This window comes from Streptosporangium sp. NPDC053982, from assembly GCF_055585205.1.
This window is the reverse complement of the sequence record NZ_JBVJKQ010000005.1, coordinates 72,160-97,227: the sequence shown is the minus strand read 5'-3', so window position 1 is coordinate 97,227 and position 25,068 is coordinate 72,160. Positions and strand designations below refer to the sequence as shown.

Sequence of the window (25,068 nt, the reverse complement as noted above, 5' to 3'; positions counted from 1 at the left end):
CATCGATCAGAAGGATATACCCACGGGGGTACCCATCGGTCAGGGGTATCCCCAGTTCGGAGGGGGTACCCGTTCGGCAGGCCGGCGAACGGGCATCCGGGCCCGACGCATCCACCCGACCCGGGAGGCGCCGGCCCGCGAGGCTCCGGTCCGCGGGATCCCGGTCCGCGAGGCTTCGGCTTGCGAGGTCCCTGGCCGCCTCAGGACTCCGGGCCGCTTCAGGACAGGGCCAGGAACAGCTTCTCCAGCCGCTCGGGGGTGATCGGCGGCTCCTCGCCGTTCTCCCGTGCCAGCTGGCACTGCTGCAGGCCGGTTGAGATGATTTTGAATCCGGCGCGGTCCAATGCCTTGGACACCGCCGCCAGCTGCGTCAGCACCCGCTCGCAGTCCTCGGCGTTCTCGATCATCGCGATCACCCCGCCCAGCTGGCCGTGGGCCCGCTTGAGCCGGTTGAGGGCGTCGGACAGAACCGTCGCGTCCATCTCCATGTTTCACCTTCCCGCCCGGCGCGCACCCGGACGCGGAAGAGACGGAGGTCTTCCCCACTCCGGGCGGGGCGTCCCGAGGACGCCCTCACTCCCCCGCAACCATACCCCCACCCGTATTCTTCCCCGTGGAATCGTCGGACTCCGTCTCCCGTCCGCGCGTCTCCCACCCGGCGAGCAGGCGGCGTACGGCCTCCTGGGCGGCCGTCTCGACCTGGCGCAGCGCCTCCTCCCCGGTCTGGGAGCGCGCCTCGGCCACCGCGGCGGCGGTACGCGCCTCATCGCGCTCGGCGCGCGCCGCGTCCCGTTCCGCACGGACGGCCCGCAACTCCTCACCGGCGGCGTCGCGCTCGGCCAGGGCCCGGTCACGCTCGCCGCCCGCCTGACGCGCCGCGGCCCGCTCCCCGGCCAGTTCCTCCCGCAGCCGGGTGAGCTCCGCGGTGAGCTCCTCGCGGATCCGCCCGGCCTCCGCCCGGATCTCCCCGATCTCCGTACGGGCCTGCTCCGCGTCGGCCATGGCCCGGTCACGCTCGGACTCGGCGCGGCCGGCGCGGCCCTCGGCGGCATCCAGCCGTTCCCCCGTCCGGGCGAGCTCGGCGGCGCGTCCGGCCAGCTCGCCCTCCAGCGCGGTGATCCTCGCCGCCTGCTCGGCCTGCAGCGCGGCGGCCCGCTCGCGCTCACCGGCCGCCGCCGCGGTCAGCGCCGCCAGCTCGGCGGCCCGGTCACGCGCGGACGCCTCGGCGGTGGCGGCCCGCCGTACGGCCTCGGCGGCGGTCTGCTCGGCGCGGGCGCGCTCACTCTGGTGCTCCCCGACCGCCCGCCAGGCCGTCCGCTCGCTCTCCTCGGCGCGCTCCCGTACGACGGCGGCCTCGCTCACGGCGGTACGCGCAGCCTCGATCTCGGCCTTCGCCCTGTCCTCGGCCGCCGCGGCGCGGCGTTCGGCGGCGGTGACGTGTTCGGCGGCGCGCTGCTCGGCGAGCGCGGCGGCGGCCCGGGACTCCTCCGCGGCCTCCTCGGCGGCGTCGAGCTGGGCCAGGGCGCCGGTGGTGGCGGCGTTCAGCTGGGCGGTGAGCGCCGACAGCGCCGCGGACCACTGCTCCCCCGCGCTCAGCAGCGGCGCGGCCAGCGCCTCGGCACGCCGCAACGCCTCGGCCACGACCGGCGTGTGGGCGGCGGCGCGGGCGCGGTGGGCGGCGGCCCGGCAGGAGTCACCGCAGTACACGGCCGGTCGCCCGGCGCGCCGTCCGGAGATCTCCAGCCGGTTTCCGCAGCCGGAACGGGCGCACAGCGGCCCCTGACGGCCGGGCGGCTCCCCGCCGCCGGACGGCCGCGTCACAGGGCCGGAGCCCTCGCCGCCGGAGCCCTCATCCGCGGGTTCCGTACGAGGTGCCGGTGGAGGAGATCCTGTTTCCGCCATGAGCGTGAGTGACCGCCTGTCGCAGGAGAGGGCCGAGGCCGGGCCGATGAGAGCGGCACCACGTTACCGGCGACGGTGGGGGAGCCGAAGCGCACCGGCGGCGAGGCGCGGCGGTCCTCCCCTCCCGGCCGTCGAGGGTGAGGGCTCAGCCGCGCCGGCTCAACGGGCCAGGGCGTCGAGCCGTCATCGGGCGGTGTAGCCGCCGTCGACGGGCAGGGCGACGCCGGTGACGTAGCCGGCGCCGGGGCTGCAGGCGCTCTCGTCGGCGGCCAGGCCCATCCCGGAGGAGGCGCCGGTGACGAAGGAGACCTGGCCGGTGAAGTCATAGACGGGATTCATGAGGAATCGCTCCTGTCGGAGGTGCGCGGTGCGGCCTGAGTCAGGACGTGGCCTGGATGGTGCGGAACTAGGCGGTAGCGGGAGCGGCGGCGCGGGCGTGCGAACGTGGTCAGGACTTCGGGGTCATGGCTTCAGGAGGGTCTTGATGGCGCGGCGTTCGTCCATGGCCTTGTAGCCCTCGGCGACCTGGTCCAGGGGCAGCGTGAGATCGAAGACCCTGCCCGGGTCGATGGCGCCGGTCAGGACGCGCTCGATCAGGTCGGGCAGGTAACGGCGCACGGGAGCGGGACCGCCGCGCAGGCCGACGTGGGAGAAGAACAGCTCCTGCCCGTCGACCGTCACGTCGTGGGGGACGCCGACGAACCCGACGTTGCCGCCCGGCCGCGCCGAGTGCAGGGCCTGGCGCATCGCCTCGGGAGTGCCGACGCACTCCAGCACGCTGTCGGCACCGATTCCGCCGGTCAGCTCCTTGATCCGTGCCACGCCCTGATCGCCGCGTTCGGTGACGATGTCGGTCGCGCCGAACGCGCGGGCCAGCCTCTGGCGGGGCTCGTGCCGGGACATGGCGATGATCCGCTCGGCGCCCATCTGCCTGGCCGCGATCACCGCGCACAGGCCGACCGCGCCGTCACCGACCACCACGGCGGTGGAGCCGGGGCGGACCTCGGCGGCGTCGGCGGCCCACCAGCCGGTGCCCATCACGTCGGAGACGGCCAGCAGACCCGGCCAGAACTCCTCACCGGGCACGCCGTCGGTGGCCACCAGCGTGCCCTGGGCGTTGGGGATGCGGACGTGGTCGGCCTGGCAGGTACTCATGAACTCACGGTTCACACAGTTGGACTGGAAGCCGTTGCGGCAGTTGGCGCAGGTGCCGTCCGAGGTCGCGAACGACCCGACGACGAACTGCCCCGGCTTCACCGCCGTCACCTCCGAGCCGACCTCCTCCACGAAACCGACGTACTCGTGGCCCATCGGATGCGGCGCGTCGGTCGGCTCCGCACCGCGGTAGGGCCACAGGTCCGAGCCGCACACGCACGTCACCGCGGTGCGGATGATCGCGTCAGTGGGGTGGAGGATCTCCGGGTCGTCCAGGGTCTCGAAACGGATGTCGCCAGGGGCGTGGATCACTGCTCCGCGCATGAGGAGAGTCCTTTGCTCGATAGGGGCGCACCGGTAGGCCTCCGGCCGTGCCGCGTGCGCGTGGGAGCCCGGAACCTCAGACGGCGGACCGCCGGGGCCGGGCACGGGCCTCTCCGATCACCGGCCCGACACCCGGCGGGAGGAAGCCCACACTTCCTAGATAACCCCTGGTCGGCGCACGTAACCAGTCACCGGTGAAGGGTGTGCCGGCAGTACATCCCTACGGCCGCGCCGGCACGTAATGTCGAGGTGTGGACAGCCGTGAGGAAGCCCGCGAGTTCCTGACCTCGCGGCGCGCAAAGATCACCCCCGAGCAGGCCGGGCTGCCCGCCGGTTCCCGGCGCCGGGTGCCGGGACTGCGCCGCAGCGAGGTCGCCGCCCTGGCCGACATGAGCGTGGAGTACTACGCCAAGCTCGAACGCGGCAACCTCGCCGGCGTCTCCCCGGCGGTCCTGGAAGCCCTCGCCCGTGCACTGAGGCTCGACGACGCCGAACGCGCCCACCTGCTGAACCTGACCCAGGCCGCCGACGGCACCGACGCCCTCACCCGCCCCCGCCGCCGACCCGCCGAAGGCGGGTGGAAACCGCACCGCAGCCTGCAATGGACCCTGGACGCCATCACCGCCGGGCCCGCGTTCGTCCGCAACGGCCGCATGGACATCCTCGCCGCCAACCGGCTCGCCCGCGCCTTCTACAGCGACGTCTACGCCACCCCCGGCAACCAGGCCAACCTGGCCCGCTTCAACTTCCTCGACCCCGCCTCCCACCGCTTCTACCCCGATTGGGACCAGGCCGCCGACATCGCCGTCGCCATCCTGCGCACCGAAGCCGGCCGCAACCCCCACGACAAGGATCTCCACGACCTGGTCGGCGAACTGTCCACCCGCAGCGACGAGTTCCGCATCCGCTGGGGCGCCCACAACGTCCGCCACCACGGCACCGGCACCAAACGCTTCCACCACCAGGCCGTCGGCGACCTCACCCTCGCCTACGAGGGCCTGGAGATGGCCGCCGACCCCGGCCTCACCCTCACCATCTACACCGCCGAACCCGGATCGCCCTCCGAAGAGAGCCTGCGTCTGCTCGCCTCCTGGGCCGCCACCCCGGAGATTCCTGGACACCGTGGCGGCGTCCATCCAATCGGATCCGATGCCGATCGATGACAGGGCACTCGGTTTCCTCGTGGGCCGTCACGGGCGTCACCCCGCGCTCCAGCCGCCCCTCTTGAGCGCGGCCGCGACATCGGCGACGCGGCGGGCCTGGTGACGGGCCGCCTCCAGGGACACGTCGCCGGGCGCGCCGTCGCCGGTCACGTGGGAGGCCCCGTAGGGGTTGCCCGACCGGAACTGGATCGGGTCGGTGTAGCCGGGAGGCACGATGACACCGCCCCAGTGGTAGAAGGTGTTGCCCAGCGCCAGGATGGTGGACTCCTGCCCGCCGTGGGCGGTGTTGGAGGCGGTGAAGGCCGAGTACACCTTGCCCGCGAGCCTTCCCTGGTACCACAGGGGCCCGGTGGTGTCGATGAACGCCCGGAGCTGGCCGGCGGGGTTGCCGAAGCGGGTGGGGGTGCCGAACAGCACCGCGTCGGCCCAGCCCAGGTCGTCGAGGCCCGCCTCGACGACGTCGGCGGTGTCCCGTAGGTGGCGGGCCCAGTCAGGTCTGGCGGCGATCGCCTCCTGTGGGGCCGTCTCGGCGACCCTGCGCAGCCGCACACTCGCGCCGGCCTTCTCCGCGCCTTCGACGGCGGCCCGTGCCAGGGCGTGAACCGTGCCCGTGGCGCTGTAGTAGATGACCGCTACATTCACCGGCTCCATGCTCGGCTTCCTTTCTCAGCGTCCGTCTCTGCGGTACGACGACGCACCTCCGCCGAATGTGAGGCGGCGCACCGGCCTCACGCCCCGGACGGTCCGCGCCGCGGGACCGGATGGACGGGAAAAGGGAAGAGGGAACGCCGCCGGGCAGGGCCGGTGACACCGGGCTCGCGCGGGCACGCCGACGCCCCAGGCCTGTTCCGGGCCCGGGCCGGACGGGCCCCGGACCCGGACGAACCCGGGCTCAGGGTTCGCGGGCGCGGAGGTAGACGTCGAGTTCGCCGGCACCCCTGAGCATGGCGCGGCCCCGGGCGGACAGGCGGGCCCGCCAGTCGTGCAGGGCCGACTCCAGCGGGGCGACGCCTCCGGCGGAGCGGACCTGGGCGATCAGCGGGGCGATCTGCTCCAGCAGGTAGCCGCCCCGCCTGAGCTGGTGGGCCAGCCGGACGTCCCGCACGTCGGCCGCGTTGTAGACCCGGTAGCCCGTCTGCGGGTCGCGGCGCGGCCGGACCAGTCCGGCGTTCTCCCATTTGCGCAGGGTGGCGGGACGGATGCCGAGTTTCCTGGCCAGCGGGCCGATGAACGTGTCGCCGTGCTCCTGTGGCACGGGAGCCAGATCACGGAGCGCGGCCTCGACGGCCTGGAGGGTGCGGCGGTCGTCGAGGAGGCGGCCGTGGCTCTCGTCGACGAGCCGCAGCGCGTCCTCGACGGCTCCCCGGTCGACCGCCTGCATGATCGAGGTGGCCGTCTGGTGACCGTGTCCGAGCACGAGGGCGAGGAACGCGCGCAGGGCTTTCGCGTGCAGCGGCGTGTAGACGCGGTAGCCGTGGACCGTGCGTCCGGAGGCGGGCAGGATGCCGGCGTCCTCGTAGTTCCTGATCGCCTGGGTGGACAGGCCGTGCTCGCGTGCCAGGTCCACCGGCCTCATGAGTGCACCCCTGATTGAAGGTTCCTCGGAAAAAGAAGGGATTTCTTCGGGAAAAGCTTACACCGAGTGTTCAAAGATACCGTTGAAGGCATGGACATCAAGGACACGGCCCGCTCACTTGACGGCGCGGGCGTCTCGGCGTTCCTCCGGTCGCTTCCCGCCGAGCCCCTGCTGCTCGGCCTGGGTGAGGCCAGGCACTTCGTGGGAGAACTGGGCGAGGTGCGCAACGAGATCTTCCGGCATCTGGCCGAGAACGAGGGCTACCGCTCGTTCGCCATCGAGAGCGACTGCCTGATGGGCCTCGCGGTGGACGACTACGTCACGACGGGCGCGGGCACGCTCGACGACGTCATGGAACGCGGCTTCAGCCACGGCTTCGGTGACGCACCGGGTAACCGCGAACTCGTGCGCTGGATGCGGGCGTACAACGAGGAGCACGACGACAAGCTCCGGTTCTTCGGGTTCGACGGCCCGCTGGAGTACTGGGCGGCGAGCCCGCGCCAGGCGCTCACCGCCCTGCACTCCCTCCTCGACGGACCGCTCCCCTGCACCGCGGAGACCCTCGACGCGCTGCTCGGCCCGGACGAGCGGTGGTCGGACGAGGCCACGGTCATGGATCCGTCCCGGTCGATCGGCCGGTCGGCCGACGCCCAGCGGCTGCGCGTCATCGCCGACGACCTGGTGGCGCTGCTCGACACGCAGGCGCCGCGGCTGAGCGCGCGGGACATGGAGCGGGCGGCACTGTACGGGCGCACCGCCGTCGGCCTGCTCCGCTACCACCACTGGATGGCCGACACGTCCCCGGCGCGTTGGGGCCGGCTGTCGGCTCTGCGGGACGCGATGATGGCCGCCAACCTGCTGGCCGTCGCCGAGCACGGCCCGGCCCTGGTCTTCGCCCAAAACCTCCACCTGCAGCGGAACAGGAGCCTCATGTCGTTCGGCGACCACGAGCTGGAGTGGTGGGGCGCCGGGGCGATCGCCGCCACGCATCTGCGCGACCGGTACGCGTTCCTGGCCTCGGCCTTCGGCACGGCCGGCGACGACACCCCGCCCCCGGACACCGTCGAGGGCGTCCTGTCCACGCTGCCCTGGAACCGTTCCCTCGTCGACGCCCGCCGCCTGGCCGAGGCAGTCCCGGACCTCACCCCACGCGTATCCCACGATTTCGCCTATTTCCCGCTGGATCCGGCCCGGCTCGACATGATCGACGGCATCGTCTTCCTCAAGCAGGCGGTCAGGCTCTCCCACTGGCCCCCGTCCGGCTCGGAATGACCGGCGGCCTCGTCACTGCGGCCCCTTCGGTCAGCCGAGGACGGCCCGGGAACGGGCGATCTGGTCGCGGGTGCGGGCGGACCAGAAGTGCTCGTTGAGCGGGTCGAGCCGGTCGAGGCAGGTGGTGAAGTGGGCCAGCGCGGCCCGCTCGTCGCCCCGCCACCGGCTGATCTCGCCCATCGTGTAGGAGATCAGCGCCTCCCCCCGGGTGTCCCCGGCGTTGACGGACATCTCCGCGCACCGCAGGAGGATGCCGGTGGCGGCGTCGTGGCGGCCCAGCGCGGCCTCGGCCTGGGCCAGCCGGTGCAGCGTCAGACGTTCGCCGGTGCTCCACCGCAGATCCCGGCACAGGTCCCGGCAGGCCCGGTAGAGGCCGATCGCCTCCTCGACGCGGCCCGTCTCATAGCAGGCGATGCCGAGCATCCGCAGGAAGCGGGCCCGGTGGACCGCGCTGTGTCCCCCGGCGTGGGCGAGGGCCCGGCGGCAGGTCACCACGGCCGCGTCGTTACGGCCCACGAAGAGCTGGATCGCGGCGATCTCGGTCCACGCGCTCAGCAGGCCGTGCCCGTCGCCCAGCGCCTCGAACCGCTCGGCGGCCAGGGTGGCGAAGGCGAGCGCGGATCCCAGATCCGCCTCCAGGGTGGCGGCGACACCGAGCGACGCGTACGCGGCGGCGTGCCGGTCCCCCGCCCGTGAGCAGCGGTCGAGCAGGTGGCGGAACTCGCCGGCGACCTCGCCGGCGCGTCTGCGGTCCACCTCGGCGTCGGCACGCACCAGCCGCAGGCGCGTCTCGGCGTCGGCGTCACCCGCCGCGGCGGCGGCGCCGGCGGCCGTCCCCAGCATGCGGACGGCCTCGTCGTGGAAACCGCGCACGACCAGGAACGGCGCCAGCGCGCAGGCGAGTCCGGCCGCCTCGTGCGCCAGCCCGGCGCGGGCGGCGGTCTCGGCCACGGCGACGAGCACGCCGCGCTCCGCCTCCAGCCAGGCGCCGCCCCGGGGGCAGGGCGGCGTCCGGGCCGGGACGCCGGGCGGCGGCGGGGCGAAGGCGAGGGGCAGTTCACGGGCGGCGTCGACGGCGCGGTCCCGGGCGGCGGCGGCGATCCGGCGCAGCGCCTCCGTCCGGCTCCGCTCGCTCTCCTCGGCGGCGAACAGCTCGGCGGCGAAGCCGCGCAGCAGGTCGTGCATGCGATAGCGGGGCTGGCCGGCGGAGTCGGCGTCACCGGCGGTGACCAGTCCGGCGGCGGCCAGCTCCTCCAGGGAGCCGTCCACGTCACGGGCGGTCGCCCCCGACGGCGCGGCCACCGTCCAGGCGGCCACGCCGTCGGCGGCCACCGATCCGAGCAGCCGGAACGCGTACCTCGCGGGGGCCGACAGCGCCGCGTAGCTCGCCCCGAACGTGGCGCGGACGTCCAGGTGGCCCGCCCGCAGCTCGTTCAGCGCCGAGGCGTCGGCGAGCCGCCGCGCCAGCTCGGCCAGCGGCCAGGCGGGACGGGTCACCAGCCGCGCCCCCGCGATGCGCAGCGCGAGCGGCAGCCGCCCGCAGGCGTCCACGATCGTCTCCGCCGACTCCGGGTCGCTCGCCACGCGGCCCGCCCCGGCCACGCCCGCGAGCAGGTCGCGGGCGTCGGCGGGCGGCGGCACGTCCAGCGCGTACGCGGTCGCGCCGGGCAGCGCGGGCAGCGGCCCGCGGGAGGTGACGAGGACCGCCGATCCCGGTGTCCCGGGGATCAGCGGTTCCACCTGGGCCTCGCCGGCCGCGTCGTCCAGCACCACGAGCACCGCCCGGTCGGCGAGCTTGGCCCGGTACATCGCCGCCCGCTCTCCGGCGGAGGAGGGCAGGCCGGCGGTGTCCACGCCGAGCGCCCGCAGCAGCTCCGCGAGCGCGTCGGCCGGGTCGCGGGGCGACAGCGAGGCGTCGCACAGCCGGACGAACAGCTGGCCGTCCGGATACCGCCGCCGCACCAGGTGCGCGACGTGGACCGCCAGGGTGCTCTTGCCGACCCCGGGCGGGCCCGACACCGTCACGATCACCGGCGCCGTTCCGGTGCCGTCCAGCGCGGCGACCAGGTCGCGGGTCTCGTCCTCGCGGCCGGTGAAGTCGGCGATGTCGGCCGGGAGCAGGCAGATCCCCGTCCAGGCGGGCTGCCGGGCCTCCTCCGGAGCGGGGGCCGGGGCGGGGGCGTCGTCGAGGACCGCCGCCTGCAGGCCGCGTAGTTCCTGGCCGGGTTCCACGCCCAGCTCGGCGACGAGCGTCGAGCGGGCCCGCCGGTACGCCTCCAGCGCCTCGGCGCGCCGGCCCGCCCGGTGCAGCGCCAGCATGAGCCGGTGCCACAGGCGTTCGTTGAGCGGCGCGGCCTCCACCAGCGGCGTCAGCTCGCCGACGAGCTCGTCGTGCAGGCCGAGCCGCAGGCGCACGTCGATCCAGCCGAGCCGGGCGTTCTCCCGGCGCTCCTCCAGCTCGGCGACGCGCGCCTGCATCGTCGCGGCCAGCGGCACGTCCTCGGCCGGCCGGCCGCGCCACAGCGCCAGCGCCTCGGCGAACAGCCGGTCCGCCGTGGCGGCGTCGCCGCCCGCCGCCTCCAGCCGGGCCCGCCGTACGGCCTCGTCGAAGGCGAGCAGGTCGAGCCGGTCGGGGCCGAGGCGCAGGCGGTAGCCGTACGGCACGGTCTCGACGTCGATCGAGGCACGGCGCAGCGCGGTCAGGTACGTCTGGAGATTCGGCAGGGCGGACCGGGGCGGGTCGTCCCACACCGAGGCGATCAGCCGGTCCCTGGACAGCACGGCGCCCGGGTGGAGCAGGAAGACGGCGAGCACCGCGCGCGCCTTGGCTGTCAGCCGGATCGGCCGCCCGGCGTCGGCGGCCCGGACCGGTCCGAGGACCGCGAAGTCCACTTCGTCTCCCGGAACGATCAGCGGTTCTGCCTCTTCTATGGCGACCATATGCGGTTTGTGTGGGTGAAGGGAGGACCTTGATCAAAGACGTCCGGAAGGAGGTGGATGAGATGAAGATCGAGGTTCGCAAGGTGGAGGCCGTCAAGGCCACCCAGGTCATGACCTGAGGCACCGCCTCTCAGCCGGTCGGGGGGACGGCGCGGGCCGCCCCCCGGCCGGCGCCGTCCCGACGAGCGATGCGGAAGCGACGCGGATGAACGATGCCGGTGATGCTGCGATGACAGTGATGCTGAAAGAGTGCGCCTGGGAGTCCCTCGGCGACGAACTGGTGGTGGTCCACGACCCGCGCGAGGCGTACACGCTGGCCGACCCGGACGGCCGGATCGCGGCGCTCCTCGACGAGCTGGCCCGCGGGCCGGCCACGGCGGAGGCGCTGAGCGAGGCGCTGGCCGCGCGGGGCGTGGCCGTCACGGTGGAGGACGTCCGCGACGGTCTCGCCGGGCTCGACTCCCTCGGCCTGGTCGAGGACGCCGGCGAACGCCTGCTGGGCGACCCGGAGGCCGACGAGCGGCACTTCTCCAACCTGACGTTCTTCGGGGTCTTCGCCCGGCTCGGCAGGTCGCGGGCGGAGTTCGTCCGGCGGCTGCGCGACTCCCACGTCCTGGTGCTCGGCGCGGGCGGCGGCGGCTCGTCCCTCGTGCAGTGCCTGGCCGGGCTCGGCGTCGGCGCGCTGACGCTGGTGGACCGCGACGACATCGCTCCGCGCAACTTCGCCCGCCAGTTCCTCTACCGGCACTCCGACATCGGCCGGTCGAAGGTGGAACGCGCCGCCGAGTGGGTGCGCGAGTACGACCCGGGCATCGAGGTCCGCGCCGTGGACCGGTGGATCTCCGGCCCGGACGACCTCAAGGACCTGACCGGTGACGTCCATCTGATCGCCGGCGGCCTCGACGGCGAGATGGACGCGAACCTGTGGGTCAACGAGGCGGCGCTGCGCGCGGGCGTCCCCTGGGTGGCCGGCGGGATGACCCGCACCCAGCTCATCTACTTCTCCGTCGACCCGGGCCAGAGCGCCTGCCTGCGCTGCGACGAGTCCGACCTGCCCGGCCCCGACGAACCCACGACCACGGCGGTCGCCCATCGGATCACCCGCGGGCTGCGGCTCGCCAACGGCCTCACCGGGCCGATGGCGATGCAGGTCGGGTCGCTGGTCGCCTACGAGGCCATGCGGTACCTGACCGGCGTCGAGCCGCCTCGCGCGGCCGGGTTCCGGGTGGTCGTCGACCTGCTCAACGGGCTCGTCCCGGTGTGGCAGCCCTTCCCCCGCGACCCCGCGTGCCCGGCGTGCGCGCTGGCCCGGCAGTGAGCCGATGAGCGGCGGGGTCCCGCTGCGCCCGCTCAGCGTCGTCGAGGAGGGCGAGGAGGCGCTGGTCGGCGATCCGGCCACCGGCACCTTCGTGACCATGCCGGCCGTGGGCGGGGTGGTGATCTCGGCGTTGCTGCGCGGCGCGACCGAGGAGGAGGCCGCGGCCGAGGCCGAGGCGTTCGCCGGTGAGCCCGTGGACATGCCGTCGTTCGTGGCGACCCTCGCCGAACTGGGGTTCCTCGACGACCGGCCCGACGAGGAGCGCCGGGCCGTGCGCACCGCGCCCATCCAGATGCGGAACTGGATGGCGGGGGTCAGCCAGCGCGCGGCCCGTCCCTTCTTCGGACCGGTGGCCTGGACCTGCTACACCGTCCTCGCCCTGTTCTGCCTGGCCGTCTTCGCCACCTCGCCGTCCCTGTTCCCGAACCCGGCGCGGGACGCGTTCCTGCTCGGCGACGTCGGGCTGAGCGCGCTGCTGCTCGTGCCGTTCTTCCTGGTCTCGACGGCTCTGCACGAGGGCGGGCACTGGCTCGCCGCCCGGGCGATCGGCGTCGAGTCCCGGTTCGGGGTGGACCGGCGGATGATGCTGCCCGTCCTGGAGACCGACCTGTCCCAGATCTGGACGGTGCCGCGCCGCCGCCGCTACGGGCCGCTGCTCGGCGGGATGGCCGTGGACGTGGTCCTGCTCAGCCTGCTGCTGGGCGCCCGCCTGCTGATCCTGCGGGGAACGTGGTCGCCGGACCCCCTGGTGGACGCGACGCTCTCGACATGGGTGTTCGTGAAGCTGGCGGGCCTGCTGTGGCAGTGCATGGTCTTCCTGCGCACCGACCTGTACGGCGTGCTGGTCAACGTGCTCGGCTGCCGCGACCTGTGGCGGGTCAAGTCGCTGATGCTGCGGCGCGCGTTCGGCGGGCTGACCCCGGCGCAGGCGGCGGAGCTGCTCTCGGCCGCGCCCGCCGACGTGCGGGCCGGGCGGTGGTTCCGGTGGCTGTGGCTGGCCGGGTTCGCCGGAGTGCTGGCCTGGTTCGTCTTCTTCGTGGCCCCCGTCGCGGTGACCGTGCTGGCCTGGGCGGCCGACGGGTTCCTGCTCGGGCCGCTCAGCCCGCGGTTCTGGTACGCGCTGTTGTGCGCCGTCCTGCTGCTCGGCCCGTATCTCCTGGCCGCCTCCCTGGCCGCCCGGGAGTACGCCCGGCGATAGACCGGACATCGTACGAAACCGGCCCCCCGGAGCTCCGGCCGTCGCTACGGTGGGTGGCCCGACGAATCTGATCAAGGAGTTGACGTGCAGGGAATCGACGGCCGCCGGGCCGGGGTGTCATGGGGAACCGGCCTCGTCCTGCTGCTGGCGGTGGTCCTCGCGGGCTGCGGGGACGGCGACGCGCGGTCCGCGGACCCGGCCGGACCGGTGCCCCGCACGCCGGCCGGATCGGCGTCGCCCACGTCGCAGGGACCGGAAGGGTCGCCGTCCCCCACGCCGGCGGTCCCCAGGACCGGGCTGCTCTACCGGGACCGGGAGATCTCGCTGAGCGACATCCAGGCGATCAAGAACGGCTGCCCGTCGGACGTCTACGTGGAGTTCGCCGACGACGGGCCCCGCGTCCTCGGGACCGACGAGTCGGACCCGCGCCAGGACGACTACGGGCGGCAGACGGAGGAGGACAGGCCGCCCGTCCTGGCGTGGTCGCCCCCCTGCTCCTCGTCGGACGGGCGGTTCGACTTCGACGACGTGGCCGTCGCCCAGGCGGCGGCGGACGCCGGGGACCTCGACGAGACGGGCTGCCGGGACGCCGCACGGGCGGCGGTCGGCAGCGGCACGGCCATCGACCGCTACCGCACCCGGGCCCTGGTGGAGGGCGAGCGGTTCTGTGAGGACTTCGCCGCGGAGGGCCGCGTGCTCCTCCTGCGCGTGGTGAAGGTGAGCGGCTCCCCGGTCGCGGAGCTCACGCTGTCGGCGACGCTGTGGGCCGTACCGCCCGAGGTCGAGGGTCCCCTGGCGAAGCCCGGCGACAGGAGCTACGAGGACCAGCCGTTCACGGTGTCCGACGACGTGGCCGAGGCGAACGACTGCAGCCCCGGCGGCGTCGGCATCGCCTCGGACATGCCGCGCGTCCGGTACCGGCACATGCTGTCCGGCGGCGGAGGGGACGTCGAGTACTTCCCGAGCTGCCTGGGAAGCCCGAAGATGCGGTTCGGCGGATACGCGGCCCGGGTGAAGGGCGACGCCGACCCGGACATCACCGCCTGCCAGGAGACGGCGATCCGCGGCGGGCGTGACGACCTCGACGTGCCGATGTCCGAACTGCGGACCGGGGACCGGTTCTGCATGTTCGACGGCTTCGACAAGTACGTCGCGCTGCTGAAGGTGACCGCCGTGACCGCCGGGGACCCCGTCTCCGCGACCTTCTCGGTCACCCGCTGGGAGGCCCCCGAACCGTCCTGACGACGACCGGGGCCACGGCTCAGCTGGTGGCGCCCCAGGTGAGCGAGAGACCGGTGGCGGCGCGTTCGGTGCGGATCTCCATCATGCTGCCGAGGATGGTGGCGTGGTCGGACACCACGGGCGTGGCGTCGAGGGTGTAGGTGATCCGGGCGCTGACGAGCACCGGGCTGCCCTCCGGCTCCTGGAGGTGACGGGCGGCGGCGGGGTCGAGCAGACCGGGCCGGACCACCTCGGACGCCCGGGCGACCGTCACCCCCTCGTCGGCGAGGGCCGTGTAGAGGGAGACGGAGGTGAAGTCGCGGTCGCGGATCCGGTCGGCCACCGGCCGGCGGACCCAGGACACCTGGTGCACGGCGGGACGTCCCGCGAACTCGCGGACCCGCTCCAGCCGCAGGGCGGTGTCGCCGGGACGCAGCCGCAACTGTGCGGCGATCCGGCCGGGGGCCCGGCGCACCGCCCGCCCGGTCACCGCGGTACGCACGTCGTGACCCTGTTTGCGCAGGTCGTCGACCAGGCTGCGGAGCGAGTCGAGCTGGTACGCCAGGTGGGGCGGGGCGACGAACGTGCCTTTGCCGGGCCGCTGCACGATCAGCTTCTCGTCGCTGAGCTCCCGCAACGCCTGGCGCAGCGTCATGAGGGTCACCCCGTAGGAGGCGCTCAGCTCCCGCTGCGGCGGCAGGGCCTCACCGGGGGCGTAGTGTCCCGACCGGATCTTCGCGGCGAGGTCGGCGGCGATGGCGCGGTATCTCGCCTCGTGCCCGGCGTCGGGGGTCATCGTGATCGGTCACTCCTGGTCGAGGGCCTGCCGCAGCGCCGTGAGGAAGGTCCGCAGGTCGTCCGGCCCGGCCCCGTCGAGCACCCGCCGCATGACCGCGGCGCCGACCACCACGCCGTCGGCGTACCGGCGGGCTTCGCGTGCCTGGGCCGGGGTGGAGATACCGAATCCTAGCAAGACCGGCCGGTCGGTGACGCTCCTGACCCGCCCGGTGAGCTCCGCCGCCGAAGCGGCGAGGGCGGCCCGCTCGCCGGTGGTGCCCATCAGCGACACCGCGTAGACGAATCCGCGGCTGCGGCGCGCGATCTCCGCCAGCCGCGGCTGCGGCGTCGACGGCGACGCCAGCAGGGCCAGGTCGATCCCGGCGTCGGCGGCCACGTCCGCCAGCTCGTCCGCCTCGTGCACCGGCAGGTCGGGCACGATCAGCCCGGTGACGCCGGCCCGGCGCAGCGCGGCGCAGAACGCCTCGGGGCCGTCGTTCAGCACCAGGTTGTAGTAGGTGCTGGCGACCAGCGGCACGTCCAGGCCCCGCACCCCGGACAGGCCGGCGAGGATCCGGCGGGTGCTCGCCCCCCGGGCCAGCGCCGTGTCACCGGCCTGCTGGATGGTGACGCCGTCCAGCGTGGGGTCGGAGAAGGGCAGGCCGACCTCGATCGCGTCCGCGCCGGCGGCGGCGAACGCCCGCAGGTACTCCGTCCAGCCGGGCGTGATCCCCCCGGTGACGTACGGCATGAGCAGGCCGCGGCCGGCGTCCCGGCGGGCACGCAGGCGGCGTTCGACCGCGCCCGCGGCGAGGGTCGCGGGGTTCGTCACAGCAGCTCCTTCAAGGTTGAGACGTCCTTGTCGCCCCGGCCGGACAGCGTCATCAGCACCGTCGACCCCGCGGGCAGGTCGCCGCCCGCCGCGCGGATCACCCAGGCGAGGGCGTGCGCCGATTCGAGCGCCGGGACGATTCCCTCGGTGCGCGCCAGCCGTACGGCCGCGCCGACCGCCTCGTCGTCGGTCACCGTGACGTAGCGGGCCCGGCCCAGGTCGCGCAGGTGGGCGTGCTCCGGGCCGACCCCCGGGTAGTCGAGTCCGGCGGCGATGGAGTGCGCCTGCGGGATCTGCCCGTCGTCGTCCTGGAGGAACAGCGAGCGACAGCCGTGCAGGACGCCGGGCCGGCCGAGGGCCGCCCCGGCGCCGCCCTCCGCCTCGACACCGATCAGGCGCGCCGGGGTGTCGGCGAATCCGGCGAACGTGCCGGCCGCGTTGGAGCCGCCGCCGACGCACGCGACCACGTGGTCCGGCACGCCGGTCCGCAGTTCGGCGGCGCACTGCCCGCGGGCCTCGTCGCCGATGACCCGCTGGAACTCCCTGACCATCCACGGGTACGGGTCCGGCCCGATGACCGAGCCGATGCAGTAGTGGGAGTCGCCGGTCGCTCCCACCCAGTGGCGCATGGCCTCGCTGGTCGCGTCCTTGAGGGTGCGGCTGCCCGTGGTCACCGGGATCACCTCGGCGCCCAGCATGCGCATCCGGAAGACGTTCAGCGCCTGGCGTTCGATGTCGCGCTCGCCCATGAAGACCGTGGCCTCCAGCCCGAGCAGCGCGGCGGCGGTCGCGGTGGCCACCCCGTGCTGGCCCGCCCCGGTCTCGGCGATCAGCCTGCGCCGTCCCATCCGGGTGGCCAGCAGTGCCTGGCCCAGCACGTTGTTGATCTTGTGGGATCCGGTGTGGGCGAGGTCCTCGCGCTTGAGGTACAGCCGCACGCCCAACTCCTCCGACAGCCGGCGGGCCGGGGTGAGCGGGGTCGGCCGTCCCGCGTGCAGGGCGAGCAGCTCCGCCAGCGCGCCGCGGAACCCCGGATCCGCCCATGCCTCCCGGAACGCCTCGTCCACCTCGCGGCACGCCTCCACCAGGGACTCCGGCGCGTACCGTCCGCCGTACCCGCCGAACCGGCCCCGGGCCCGGGGCTCGCCCATCGTTCCGTCCGGCGGGGCCGGTGCGCGCCGCGGCAGCACGTCTCGCATGTCACACTCCTATCGTTCTATAACTCATTTATGAGTTCTATAACAGTGAGTGTGGCATGGAGCGGCATGGACGCGCCACCCCGGCGAGGACGTCGCATCCGGTACCCGGGTACGGGCTTACCGTCGAGGCATGAGTGACGACATCGTCTCCGGCCGGGCATGGGTGCCACCGGCGTGCACGCTGCCCACCGCCGAGCAGCCGTTGCGGGTGGCCGAGTTCGACGCGCTGTTCACCGAGGCCGTACAGGCCGTACGGCGTGAGCGGCCCACGCGGCTGCGGCTGGAACTCGCCTTCTCCCCCGGGCACGCGGCACGCGCTGCGGAGCTGGCGGCGCGGGAGAGCGGCTGCTGCTCCTTCTTCGCCTTCGCCGTGACCGTCGCCGACGGCGACCTGGCGCTGGAGGTGACGGTCCCGGCGCGGCACGCCGAGGTGCTGGACGCGTTGCAGGCCCGCGCCGCCGCCGTCGCACCGGCCATGTCGGCGGCTCCGGACGCCGGGCCTCCGGGAGGAGCACGCACGTGAGGCAGGGCCCCGGTCTCCAGGACCACCGGGACAGCGACCGACCACGCCTGCCGGGGCGCCGTAGGGTACGGCGCCCCGGCAGGCCGGTTCCGCTCCTACCCGGAGATCGTCATCGCGTCGCTCGCGAGCCCCGGCAGGACCAGAGCCGCCTTTTCCGGGTAGTCGGTCAGCCGATGGGCCTTCCCGGTGCGGGTGTCGACCCCGTAGGCACGCTGGCGCTTCCCGTCCAACAGCACCGTGAGCTCCGATCCGCTCCGCCAGAGACCGGTGGCGAAAACGGGTTCGCCCTCCGGAAGATCTGAAGTGCAACAACACCGCCTACCGGCCGGTGATGGATGCGATCGACCTGCTCAAGCGGTATCTGGACCAGCCCATCGCCAAGGAGGGGGCGTTCTTCGACGAGGCGGAGAAGATTCCGCTGGGTGGGGTGGTGTGCGAAGAGTGGCGCAAGGTCGTGGTGGATGAGCGCGGCCGGATGGAGCGCATCCCGTACGAGCTGTGCGTGCTGGTGGCCCTGCGGGATGCGCTGCTTCGGCGGGAGATCTGGGTGCCAGGGGCGAACCGCCAACCACGATCTGTTCTACGGCAAGGACGGCGACCTGACCGACTCCGACAAGGAGTCCCAGGAGGTCTCCATGCTGGCCCTGCACCTGCTTCAGTCCGCGCTGGTGCACGTCAACACCCTGCTCCTACAGGACATCCTGAGCAAGGAGAAGTGGCGGGAGCGGCTCACCGACGCCGACCGGCGGGCTCTGTCCCCGCCGTTCTGGACGCACGTGAACCCCTACGGCCGGTTCGAGCCGGACATGAATTCCCACCTCGACCTCGCCGCCGCGGTGGCCGGCCCCCGCACCGCGCCCGAGGCGGAAACCGCCCGATCGGCGCCCGCCTCCGGGGCATCCTGAGCAGCATGAACGATGCGCGCGACGTCCTCACCGAGGACGAGATTGCTTTCTCCGAGGTTGGCGAGAGCCACGTCTCCGCCTGGGTCAGGAGTCACCTGAATTCCGGTGAGACTGGGAGCCACACGGAGCGATGGCGCGTAGCACGCCACATTCGGCGCATCCGCGGCTGCGGGCCCCGTTTGGCCGCCTCATCGGCTGTCAGCTGGCTTGCCGCCGGCACGTGAGGTAGAGCGGCAGGAAGACGATCCACAAGCACAGGCAGCCGAGGGCCCAGGCGGGGGGCTTGCTCAGCTCGATCGATCCCGCCGAGAAGTAGACGGGTGTTCCGCGCCTGGCGTGGGCCGACGCGTCCTGGTAGACCCAGCCCACGCTCCCGAGCAGGACCGCAAGGGGAATCAGCGTGGTGACGTACGCCCCCATCATCCCTGCCCGTGTTCGGTGATGATGCGGGCCACGGCAGCCGTGTCGTCCGGTGTGATCGTGGGGCGGACCCTGCGGCCGACGTCGAGCACGAGGGCCGTGTCCTTTTTGGGCCGGTGCGGATCGAGGTTCCACCAGTGGATGAAGTCACCTGAGCCCCAGATGCGCCACCGGCGCATCTGGTTGGCGCCGGTCAGCGCGAGCGTCTTGACGCCCGTGACCGAGGCGTACGGGATCGTCTCGGGCCCCCACAGGTAGTAGCGGCGGATGGTGATCTCATGGTCGTCGCAGTGAATCGTGCCGTCGTCGTCGGCTGTGGCCATGATCATCTGCCTGGGCGAGGTGTTCTTCGTAGAGTGCGGTGAGCTCCGGATCGGAAGCCGTGGCGAGTTGCCGTGCGATCCGGACACGCAGCAGCGCGCGCACCTGCGCCAGGTTGACGATGTGCGGGGCGAGCCCACGCGGATCCAGCCCCAGCCGCACCATGTTGACCGGCGGGGCCAGCAGGTCGGGGGCGACACCGGCGAGGAACGGGCCGAGGGCGCGGTTGCTCATCAGATCTCGACGGGTGTCCCGGCCAGTCGGCCACGGCCCGCCTTCCAGGTGTCGACGCCCGGAGAAGGGACACCCCTCTAACCGGCCAGGACTTCGGTGACGATGACGTACAGCGCCCACAGCGACAACCCGGCCATGATGACGATCTCACGCCAGCCGAGGGCGGGCCTGGCCTGGATGGCGTACGACATGGTGATGTTGGGCGCCGCCGGCGCGGGCGGGCGCCGGTTCTCGGCCAGGGGCTCGTTGAAGCGGTGGATGAAGATCTGGATGAGGTTCATGCCGGCTACCAGCCCCGCCGCGAAGCTCAGCGCGCTCAACCCGGCGGCGAACTGCAGGCCGATGATGGCCACGACGCACAGCAGCGTGAGGGTGTCATAGATGCCGATGAGGCGCTGCGAGCGCGCGTAGTAGGCGGCGATCCGCTTGATCCGGACCTGATAGGGGACCAACAGCCACAGGCCGAACTTGGCCAATGCCTGCAGATAGAACAGGGCGATCACGACGCTCAGCGCGATGGTCATGGCCGGCGTCCTTTCATAAGGTCGAGATGTCGTCGCCACCGGTGGCGGTGGCGGTGACGGTGGGCGCGGTGGGGGTGGCGGTGAACCACGGGCTCAGCACGTCGGGCTCGACCAGGACGACGGAGTGCTCGGCAAGACCGAGAATCCGCTCCAGGGCCTGGGTGTGGGCGGCCACCGTCTCCTGAGCAGCAGGCAGGCCCGGCCGGCCGGTGGCGTCGAAAGACAGGATCAGCTCGGCCAGCCGGTCGTTGAGGTCCTGCACCAGCGCGACGACAACGCGGCCGGTCTCCTCCGGATGCGTGACGGCCAGGGTGGCCTCGCGTGCGCCCTGCTCGAGGACACCGGCCAGCAGCGGGGCGATGCGGTCGGCGATGCCCGGGCGCAACTTCTGCCGTACGACGGCGTTGTCATCGGACTGCCAGACACGCAGCAGCGCGACCAGCAGCTTGCGCCGCTGGGCCTTCCACTGGCCCAGCCCGGTGAAGAAGCTCTGCAGCTTCTCCAGTGCCGGCGTGTCCGGGTCGGCGACCAGCGGGGCCAATGCCGCGGCGATCTGGTCGGCCATGCGTTCCATCACCGCTTCGATGAGCGCCCGCTTGGAGGCGAAGTAGTGGTAGAAGGCGCCCTTGGAGGCGCCCACCTGCGACCAGACGTCCTGCACGCTCATCTGCTCGTAGCCCTTGGTATGCAGCAGGATCTCTGCCGCGTCCAGGAACTGCGTCCGCCGTCCGGCATGCGCAGCCTGATCGACTGTCCGCGCCACTCAGTCCTCCTGTCTCATTAGCAAACCGGCTGCCGGTTTATTTATAGCATGAGGGCTTCGGCCATGTCCTGGCCCACCGGACAACCGTCAAAGTCACGAACCCCGCGACAGGGGGCGCGACCCCGGCGACCCTCCCGGCACGGAGCCTGCCGGCATCGCTTTCAGCGGACTGTTCTACGAAGCGACGGAGGCTCGGCGCCGCCTTCCGCCTCTTCGAAAAGCCGGTAGGGCGCTGGCCGGCCAGGCGGAGAGGTTTCGTTTCGTCCGAACGATATTGCTGTCGGTTATGTAACGAAACGAAATTTGAAGCAATGGGTTTCATGAAGCAGGGTTGCGATAAGCTTCATTATCGCAACCCTGGATATCCGGGTATGAGTGCTTCACTCCCCCGCGCCCCGCACACGAGAGGGTCGGCTCGGTGCGGATTGCCACAAAGCCGTCCTGGGCTTCTGCCAGTAGGTGTCAGTAGATATGCATGAGATGTCAGCAAGATCACTTCTAGTTCCGACGCGTCAAGGCGACACCGGCGGAAGGGGCGGCGCGGCGGGCTGAGACCCCCGCCTCGCCTGGCCGCGACCACGGCCGGGGGACGATCCTCGTACCCGCGTGCGGTCCGGTCCGCCGGCGGACCGGACCACTGTCGCCGCCGCTGGGCAAGCCCGCGCCGGTGACCTCGCGGTGCGGTGTGAAGACGGCTCACCGACCGAGCAACGGGCGATACACGGGCCGGCGACCGGCGGCCTACCGTGCTGAGCATGGAGCGGACCGACAGTGCGGTTGTGATCGGCGCGAGCATCGGCGGGCTGCTGGCCGCCCGCGCGCTCAGCGAAACCCATGCCGAGGTCACCGTGGTGGATCGTGACCTGCTGCCCGAGGAGGCGGCGAGCCGTCGCGGCGTGCCGCAGGGCCGGCAGCTCCACGTCCTGCTGGCCCGCGGCAGGGAGGCGTTCGACGAGCTGTTCCCCGGCCTGACGGAGGAGCTGGCCGCCATGGGCGCGCCCCTGATCGACCTTCAGGAGCAGGTCCACTGGTACAACGACGGCCACCGGATGCGCCGGGTGCCCTCCCCCCTGGTGGCGTTCGGAATCAGCAGGCCGCTCCTCGAACACGTGGTGCGGGCCCGGGTGGCGGCGCTGCCCGGCGTGAACCTGGTCGCCGGGTGCGAGGTGACCGGCCTCGTCGCGGCGCCCGGCTCCGGACGGGTCACGGGCGTGCGAGTGCGGCCCCGTGCCGGGGACACGGCGCCGGCCGCGGAGTCGGTCATCCACGCCGACCTGGTCGTGGACGCCGGAGGGCGCGGCTCCCGAAGCCCGGTCTGGCTGCAGGAGCTGGGCTACGCGCCCGCCGCGCAGGAGCAGGTGCGCGTCGGCATCACCTATGTGACCCGCACCTACCGGCGGGAGCCGCACCATCTCGGCGGTCTGCTGGGCGCCTTCACCAACGCCACCCCGGAGCTGCCGCGCGCGGGGATCGTGGCCGCGCAGGAGAACGGCACGTTCGCCGTCGTCCTGTCCGGCATGCTGGGTGAGGAGCCGCCCACCGACGACGAGGGCATGGCGCGGTACGCCGCGACGCTCACCGCGCCGCAGATCGCCGAGGTCGTGCGGTCGGCGGTGCCGCTGAGCGCGCCGGTGCGGATGCGCTACCCGGCCAGCGTGCGGCGGCGCTACGAGCGGCTGCGGCGCTTCCCCGACGGCTACCTCGTGATGGCCGACGCCCTGTGCAGCTTCAACCCCGTCTACGGGCAGGGGATGACGGTCGCCGCGCTTGAGGCGCTGCTGCTGCGCCGCCTGCTCACCCGCGGGGCCGACGGCCTGGCGCGGCGGTTCTTCCGCGGCGCGGCCAGGATCATCGATGCCCCCTGGTCGATCTCGGTGGGGACCGACCTGCGGTTCCCGGGGGTCGAGGGGCGGCGCACGGCGATGGTCCGCTTCGTCAACGCCTACGTCAACCGGGTGCACGCCGCCGCGACCACCGACCCCGTGGTGGGGGCGGCGTTCCTGCGCGTCCTCAACCTGATCGACGCGCCCGCCAGGCTCCTGGCCCCCGCCGTCGCGCTGCGCGTCCTGTGGGGACTGCTGGGCCGCCCGGCGCCGGCCGCACCGAGGCCCGAAGCCGATCTCGCGGCCGGTGTGGGCACCGGCGGGCGCGGAGCCCCTTCCTGAGGCGTGTCTGATAAATGATCTCGGTGGTGCGGTTAGATGATTCCTCGTGGTGCGAGGAGGTGAGCTGACCGGCAAAGCCCGGCAGCGGATCGAGCCCCTGCTGACCGCCAAGGACGGCAGGGGACGGCCCTGGCGGGATCACCGCGCCGTCATCAACGGGATCTCGCGGAGGCTGCGGACCGGAGCGCCCTGGCGTGACGTCCCGGAACGCTACGGTCCCCGGCAGACCTGCTACGAGCGGTTCAAGCGCTGGGAGGAAGACGGCGCCTGGACCCGCCTGCTGGAGGAGATGCAGGTCAAGGACGACTCCCTCGGCGCGGTGCAGCTGGTCGCCGGCATCGATTCCACCATCGCCCGAGCCCATCAGCACGCCGCCGGCGCCCGAAAAAGGGGGACGGCGGAGGGACGATCGACGCGAGAGCCTCCCAAAGACGACAGGCCCTCGGCCGGTCCCGGGGCGGGCCGACCACCAAGCTCCATCTGATCACCGAAGCCCACGGCCTGCCGCTCGCCCTGCATCTGACCGGCGGCGACGCCGCCCACCGAGGCCGCGTGTGGCGACGGGACCGCTCACCTGGGAAGGGGCAGGGCCATACGGCGGGTGACCCTCGCTCCCGGCGGCCGGGGAGCCGGCATGTGACGGGTCGCTGCTCCGCCTCGATGCCGTGTCATCGAGTACAGCAAAACCGATCAGGCGGAGAAGCGGCTCGGCGCCGGAGAATCACCCGTATGGACAACGTGCGGCCCGACCGCCTGCGGATGCTGCTCGACACGGTGCTGGCCACGCTTGACGAGCGGCTCGACGGCCGGCGGATCGCCGACCGAGCCCACCTGAGCCGGTTCCACTTCGATCGGCTGCTGTCAGCAGGGCTCGGCGAGGCGCCGGCGGCCTTCCGCCGCCGCATGTTGCTGGAACGCGCCGCCTGGCGCCTGACCGGGGGATCGTCGGTCACGGACGCCGGTTTCGAAGCCGCCTACGACTCGACCGAAGCGTTTTCCCGCGCCTTTCGGCGCGCCTTCGGAAGGTCACCAATCAAGTACAAGGCTCAGGAAGCGGACTTTCGGCTCCCGGCTCCGAACGGTGTCCACTTCCACCCCCCTGCCGGTTTGTTCGTGACCGGCGAAGTATCGGAGATCACGATGGACCTGACTGATCGGCTGATAGACCACGACGACTGGCTCACCGGGGCGTTGCTTGACCGCGCCGGCGGATTGACCAGCGAGCAATGGGACAGGGAGGTCCGGCCAGGACACGTCCTGCTCGGATTCGACGGCCCCGAACCTACGGTGCGTCACATGCTCGACCGGCTCGTCTGGACCAAGGAGGTCTGGACGGCGGCGATTGCGGGTCGCGATCTGCCCGCCGACGGTGACCGCTCCCCAAGCGGCCTGCGCACGCGTTGGGAGCGGGCGAGCACAGACTTCCGGGCACTCGTACGGGACATCCGTCAGCGGAATGCCTGGGATGACACCTTCGTCGACGCGCTGTGCGATCCGGTTCAGAGCTTCACCTTGGGCGGCGTCATCGCGCACGTGCTGACCTATGCCGCCTGTCGCCGGGAGATCCTGGCGGCGGCGCTGTCCGAACTGGGCGTCGTTGACGCGGTGCCCACGTGCCCATTGGAGTGGGAGCGAGCCCGTCTTGCCGACCGGCCGCATGCGCCCGCGCGACTCCGAGGCGCGGAGGAGACACGATGACCGCCACGCCGCAGGCCGCCGTCACCGCGTGGTGGCAGGCGATGAAGGATCGGGATCCCCAGGCCCTCTCCGAGCTGGTTCTGCCTGACTATCTGTCTTCCGGCGGTCCCGCGGGTCGTTCCGTCGGGCGGTTCGCTCTCATCACCGAGGCGACCGCCTTCTTCGCCCAGGCCAGGATCGACGAGTGGGCGGTGGACGCGATGGAAGTGCGTCAGTACGGCGACGCCGCCGTCTGCTCCTACGTCTGGAGCGAAACCGGCGTGCATCTCGGCGCACCGTTCACCATGCGTGGCCTTGCCACGGACGTTCTGGTCCGCCGCGACCACGGATGGCGGCACCTTGCCCACCACGTCAGCCCTCTGCCGCATACGGCAGGTGATGAGGTGGGCTAGCGACACGCCGGCCAGCCGTCCGGCTATCTCATCAAGGCATGAAGGGAGGCAGAGAGATGACTGACGACGTTCACGTGTGGTCACCTGGTTTCGATTGGGCCTGATGCAGGCATGGTGACGATGCCGTCCCTCCGCCGCCTGGTGTGAGGAGGGACGGCATCATGCCTGAGAAACCGGCCGGTACCTGTCGTCGTCCGGATGATCCACATGTACCGTCCGGTGGCCACGCGGGGCCTGCGCCGCGGT

27 protein-coding genes are annotated in these 25,068 nt (G+C 72.7%); 11 read left to right on the top strand and 16 right to left on the bottom strand.

Translation table 11 applies throughout. The features are described 5' to 3' along the window. Positions 1–218: 218 nt before the first annotated feature. The 4 genes from ACZ6W9_RS09985 to ACZ6W9_RS09970 all read right to left on the bottom strand — a co-directional run bounded on the left by ACZ6W9_RS09985 (position 219) and on the right by ACZ6W9_RS09970 (position 3,381). Positions 219–488: a metal-sensitive transcriptional regulator gene (locus tag ACZ6W9_RS09985; protein WP_362931900.1), complete on the bottom strand. Its 270-nt coding sequence runs from the start codon at positions 486–488 to the stop codon at positions 219–221. 85 nt (positions 489–573) lie between these two features. Next, positions 574–1,821 carry a hypothetical protein gene (locus tag ACZ6W9_RS09980; RefSeq protein WP_470117283.1) on the bottom strand — a complete coding sequence of 416 codons (1,248 nt, stop codon included), beginning with the start codon at positions 1,819–1,821 and terminating at the stop codon, positions 574–576. Positions 1,822–2,085: 264 nt separating this feature from the next. After that, positions 2,086–2,241 (bottom strand): hypothetical protein, encoded by a 156-nt coding sequence (locus ACZ6W9_RS09975; protein WP_389968712.1) that lies wholly within the window; start codon positions 2,239–2,241, stop codon positions 2,086–2,088. Between the two features lie 123 nt (positions 2,242–2,364). Further along, complete coding sequence (locus tag ACZ6W9_RS09970; protein WP_389968714.1) at positions 2,365–3,381, bottom strand: zinc-dependent alcohol dehydrogenase family protein; 1,017 nt, start codon at positions 3,379–3,381, stop codon at positions 2,365–2,367. 251 nt (positions 3,382–3,632) lie between these two features. On the opposite strand from ACZ6W9_RS09970, the gene ACZ6W9_RS09965 reads away from it, so the two are divergent. After that, positions 3,633–4,544, top strand: coding sequence for a helix-turn-helix transcriptional regulator (locus ACZ6W9_RS09965; protein ID WP_470117281.1), 912 nt, complete (start codon positions 3,633–3,635; stop codon positions 4,542–4,544). A gap of 36 nt (positions 4,545–4,580) precedes the next feature. Here ACZ6W9_RS09965 and wrbA read toward each other — a convergent pair whose 3' ends face one another. Then, complete coding sequence (wrbA, locus tag ACZ6W9_RS09960) at positions 4,581–5,195, bottom strand: NAD(P)H:quinone oxidoreductase (protein ID WP_389968718.1); 615 nt, start codon at positions 5,193–5,195, stop codon at positions 4,581–4,583. A 241-nt stretch (positions 5,196–5,436) separates the two neighbouring features. After that, positions 5,437–6,120 carry a TioE family transcriptional regulator gene (locus ACZ6W9_RS09955; RefSeq protein ID WP_389968720.1) on the bottom strand — a complete coding sequence of 228 codons (684 nt, stop codon included), beginning with the start codon at positions 6,118–6,120 and terminating at the stop codon, positions 5,437–5,439. Positions 6,121–6,210: 90 nt separating this feature from the next. Here ACZ6W9_RS09955 and ACZ6W9_RS09950 point away from each other — a divergent pair, with 90 nt between their 5' ends. Further along, complete coding sequence (locus ACZ6W9_RS09950) at positions 6,211–7,392, top strand: erythromycin esterase family protein (protein ID WP_470117278.1); 1,182 nt, start codon at positions 6,211–6,213, stop codon at positions 7,390–7,392. Between the two features lie 30 nt (positions 7,393–7,422). On the opposite strand, the gene ACZ6W9_RS09945 is transcribed toward ACZ6W9_RS09950, so the two are convergent. Beyond that, complete coding sequence (locus ACZ6W9_RS09945) at positions 7,423–10,332, bottom strand: AfsR/SARP family transcriptional regulator (protein ID WP_470117276.1); 2,910 nt, start codon at positions 10,330–10,332, stop codon at positions 7,423–7,425. 229 nt (positions 10,333–10,561) lie between these two features. On the opposite strand from ACZ6W9_RS09945, the gene ACZ6W9_RS09940 reads away from it, so the two are divergent. The 3 genes from ACZ6W9_RS09940 (at position 10,562) to ACZ6W9_RS09930 (ending at position 14,090) form a co-directional block, all read left to right on the top strand. After that, positions 10,562–11,650: a HesA/MoeB/ThiF family protein gene (locus ACZ6W9_RS09940; protein ID WP_389968726.1), complete on the top strand. Its 1,089-nt coding sequence runs from the start codon at positions 10,562–10,564 to the stop codon at positions 11,648–11,650. 4 nt (positions 11,651–11,654) lie between these two features. Next, positions 11,655–12,848 carry a hypothetical protein gene (locus tag ACZ6W9_RS09935; protein WP_389968728.1) on the top strand — a complete coding sequence of 398 codons (1,194 nt, stop codon included), beginning with the start codon at positions 11,655–11,657 and terminating at the stop codon, positions 12,846–12,848. Between the two features lie 84 nt (positions 12,849–12,932). After that, on the top strand, positions 12,933–14,090 hold the full coding sequence (locus ACZ6W9_RS09930) for a hypothetical protein (RefSeq protein ID WP_470117273.1): 1,158 nt from the start codon (positions 12,933–12,935) through the stop codon (positions 14,088–14,090). A gap of 19 nt (positions 14,091–14,109) precedes the next feature. On the opposite strand, the gene ACZ6W9_RS09925 is transcribed toward ACZ6W9_RS09930, so the two are convergent. Genes ACZ6W9_RS09925 through trpB form a run of 3 tightly spaced genes read right to left on the bottom strand, consistent with a single transcriptional unit; the run spans position 14,110 to position 16,877 of the window. Continuing rightward, positions 14,110–14,865, bottom strand: coding sequence for a GntR family transcriptional regulator (locus tag ACZ6W9_RS09925; RefSeq protein WP_389968732.1), 756 nt, complete (start codon positions 14,863–14,865; stop codon positions 14,110–14,112). Between the two features lie 9 nt (positions 14,866–14,874). Further along, positions 14,875–15,678, bottom strand: a complete 804-nt coding sequence (trpA, locus tag ACZ6W9_RS09920; protein ID WP_389968734.1) for a tryptophan synthase subunit alpha — start codon at positions 15,676–15,678, stop codon at positions 14,875–14,877. Continuing rightward, positions 15,675–16,877 (bottom strand): tryptophan synthase subunit beta, encoded by a 1,203-nt coding sequence (gene trpB / locus ACZ6W9_RS09915; RefSeq protein ID WP_470117271.1) that lies wholly within the window; start codon positions 16,875–16,877, stop codon positions 15,675–15,677. The genes trpA and trpB overlap by 4 nt, the downstream gene beginning before the upstream one ends. Positions 16,878–17,007: 130 nt before the next feature. On the opposite strand from trpB, the gene ACZ6W9_RS09910 reads away from it, so the two are divergent. Further along, complete coding sequence (locus tag ACZ6W9_RS09910; protein ID WP_389968738.1) at positions 17,008–17,400, top strand: hypothetical protein; 393 nt, start codon at positions 17,008–17,010, stop codon at positions 17,398–17,400. A gap of 95 nt (positions 17,401–17,495) precedes the next feature. On the opposite strand, the gene ACZ6W9_RS09905 is transcribed toward ACZ6W9_RS09910, so the two are convergent. Then, positions 17,496–17,636, bottom strand: a complete 141-nt coding sequence (locus ACZ6W9_RS09905) for a hypothetical protein (RefSeq protein ID WP_470117269.1) — start codon at positions 17,634–17,636, stop codon at positions 17,496–17,498. A 225-nt stretch (positions 17,637–17,861) separates the two neighbouring features. Here ACZ6W9_RS09905 and ACZ6W9_RS09900 point away from each other — a divergent pair, with 225 nt between their 5' ends. After that, complete coding sequence (locus ACZ6W9_RS09900; protein ID WP_470117267.1) at positions 17,862–18,305, top strand: Tn3 family transposase; 444 nt, start codon at positions 17,862–17,864, stop codon at positions 18,303–18,305. 198 nt (positions 18,306–18,503) lie between these two features. Here the strand turns inward: ACZ6W9_RS09900 and ACZ6W9_RS09895 are convergent, their stop codons facing one another. From ACZ6W9_RS09895 to ACZ6W9_RS09875, 5 genes are all read right to left on the bottom strand, one after another. Continuing rightward, positions 18,504–18,728, bottom strand: coding sequence for a hypothetical protein (locus ACZ6W9_RS09895; protein WP_389968744.1), 225 nt, complete (start codon positions 18,726–18,728; stop codon positions 18,504–18,506). After that, positions 18,725–19,048 carry a hypothetical protein gene (locus ACZ6W9_RS09890; RefSeq protein WP_470117266.1) on the bottom strand — a complete coding sequence of 108 codons (324 nt, stop codon included), beginning with the start codon at positions 19,046–19,048 and terminating at the stop codon, positions 18,725–18,727. The genes ACZ6W9_RS09895 and ACZ6W9_RS09890 overlap by 4 nt, the downstream gene beginning before the upstream one ends. Then, positions 19,002–19,280: a hypothetical protein gene (locus ACZ6W9_RS09885; protein WP_470117265.1), complete on the bottom strand. Its 279-nt coding sequence runs from the start codon at positions 19,278–19,280 to the stop codon at positions 19,002–19,004. The genes ACZ6W9_RS09890 and ACZ6W9_RS09885 overlap by 47 nt, the downstream gene beginning before the upstream one ends. 77 nt (positions 19,281–19,357) lie before the next feature. Continuing rightward, the gene (locus ACZ6W9_RS09880; RefSeq protein ID WP_389968751.1) at positions 19,358–19,804 is read right to left on the bottom strand and encodes a hypothetical protein; all 447 of its coding nucleotides are present in this window, start codon (positions 19,802–19,804) and stop codon (positions 19,358–19,360) included. A gap of 13 nt (positions 19,805–19,817) precedes the next feature. Beyond that, positions 19,818–20,567: a TetR/AcrR family transcriptional regulator gene (locus ACZ6W9_RS09875; protein WP_389968753.1), complete on the bottom strand. Its 750-nt coding sequence runs from the start codon at positions 20,565–20,567 to the stop codon at positions 19,818–19,820. 755 nt (positions 20,568–21,322) lie between these two features. Between ACZ6W9_RS09875 and ACZ6W9_RS09870 the strand changes: the two genes are divergently transcribed. The 4 genes from ACZ6W9_RS09870 (at position 21,323) to ACZ6W9_RS09855 (ending at position 24,822) form a co-directional block, all read left to right on the top strand. Then, positions 21,323–22,732, top strand: a complete 1,410-nt coding sequence (locus ACZ6W9_RS09870; RefSeq protein WP_389968755.1) for an FAD-dependent oxidoreductase — start codon at positions 21,323–21,325, stop codon at positions 22,730–22,732. A gap of 46 nt (positions 22,733–22,778) precedes the next feature. Beyond that, positions 22,779–23,216: an IS5 family transposase gene (locus tag ACZ6W9_RS09865; RefSeq protein WP_389968757.1), complete on the top strand. Its 438-nt coding sequence runs from the start codon at positions 22,779–22,781 to the stop codon at positions 23,214–23,216. A gap of 245 nt (positions 23,217–23,461) precedes the next feature. Beyond that, positions 23,462–24,430 carry a helix-turn-helix transcriptional regulator gene (locus ACZ6W9_RS09860; RefSeq protein WP_389968759.1) on the top strand — a complete coding sequence of 323 codons (969 nt, stop codon included), beginning with the start codon at positions 23,462–23,464 and terminating at the stop codon, positions 24,428–24,430. Then, the gene (locus ACZ6W9_RS09855; protein WP_389968761.1) at positions 24,427–24,822 is read left to right on the top strand and encodes a nuclear transport factor 2 family protein; all 396 of its coding nucleotides are present in this window, start codon (positions 24,427–24,429) and stop codon (positions 24,820–24,822) included. Before ACZ6W9_RS09860 ends, ACZ6W9_RS09855 begins: the two co-directional genes overlap by 4 nt. Positions 24,823–25,068: the final 246 nt, after the last annotated feature.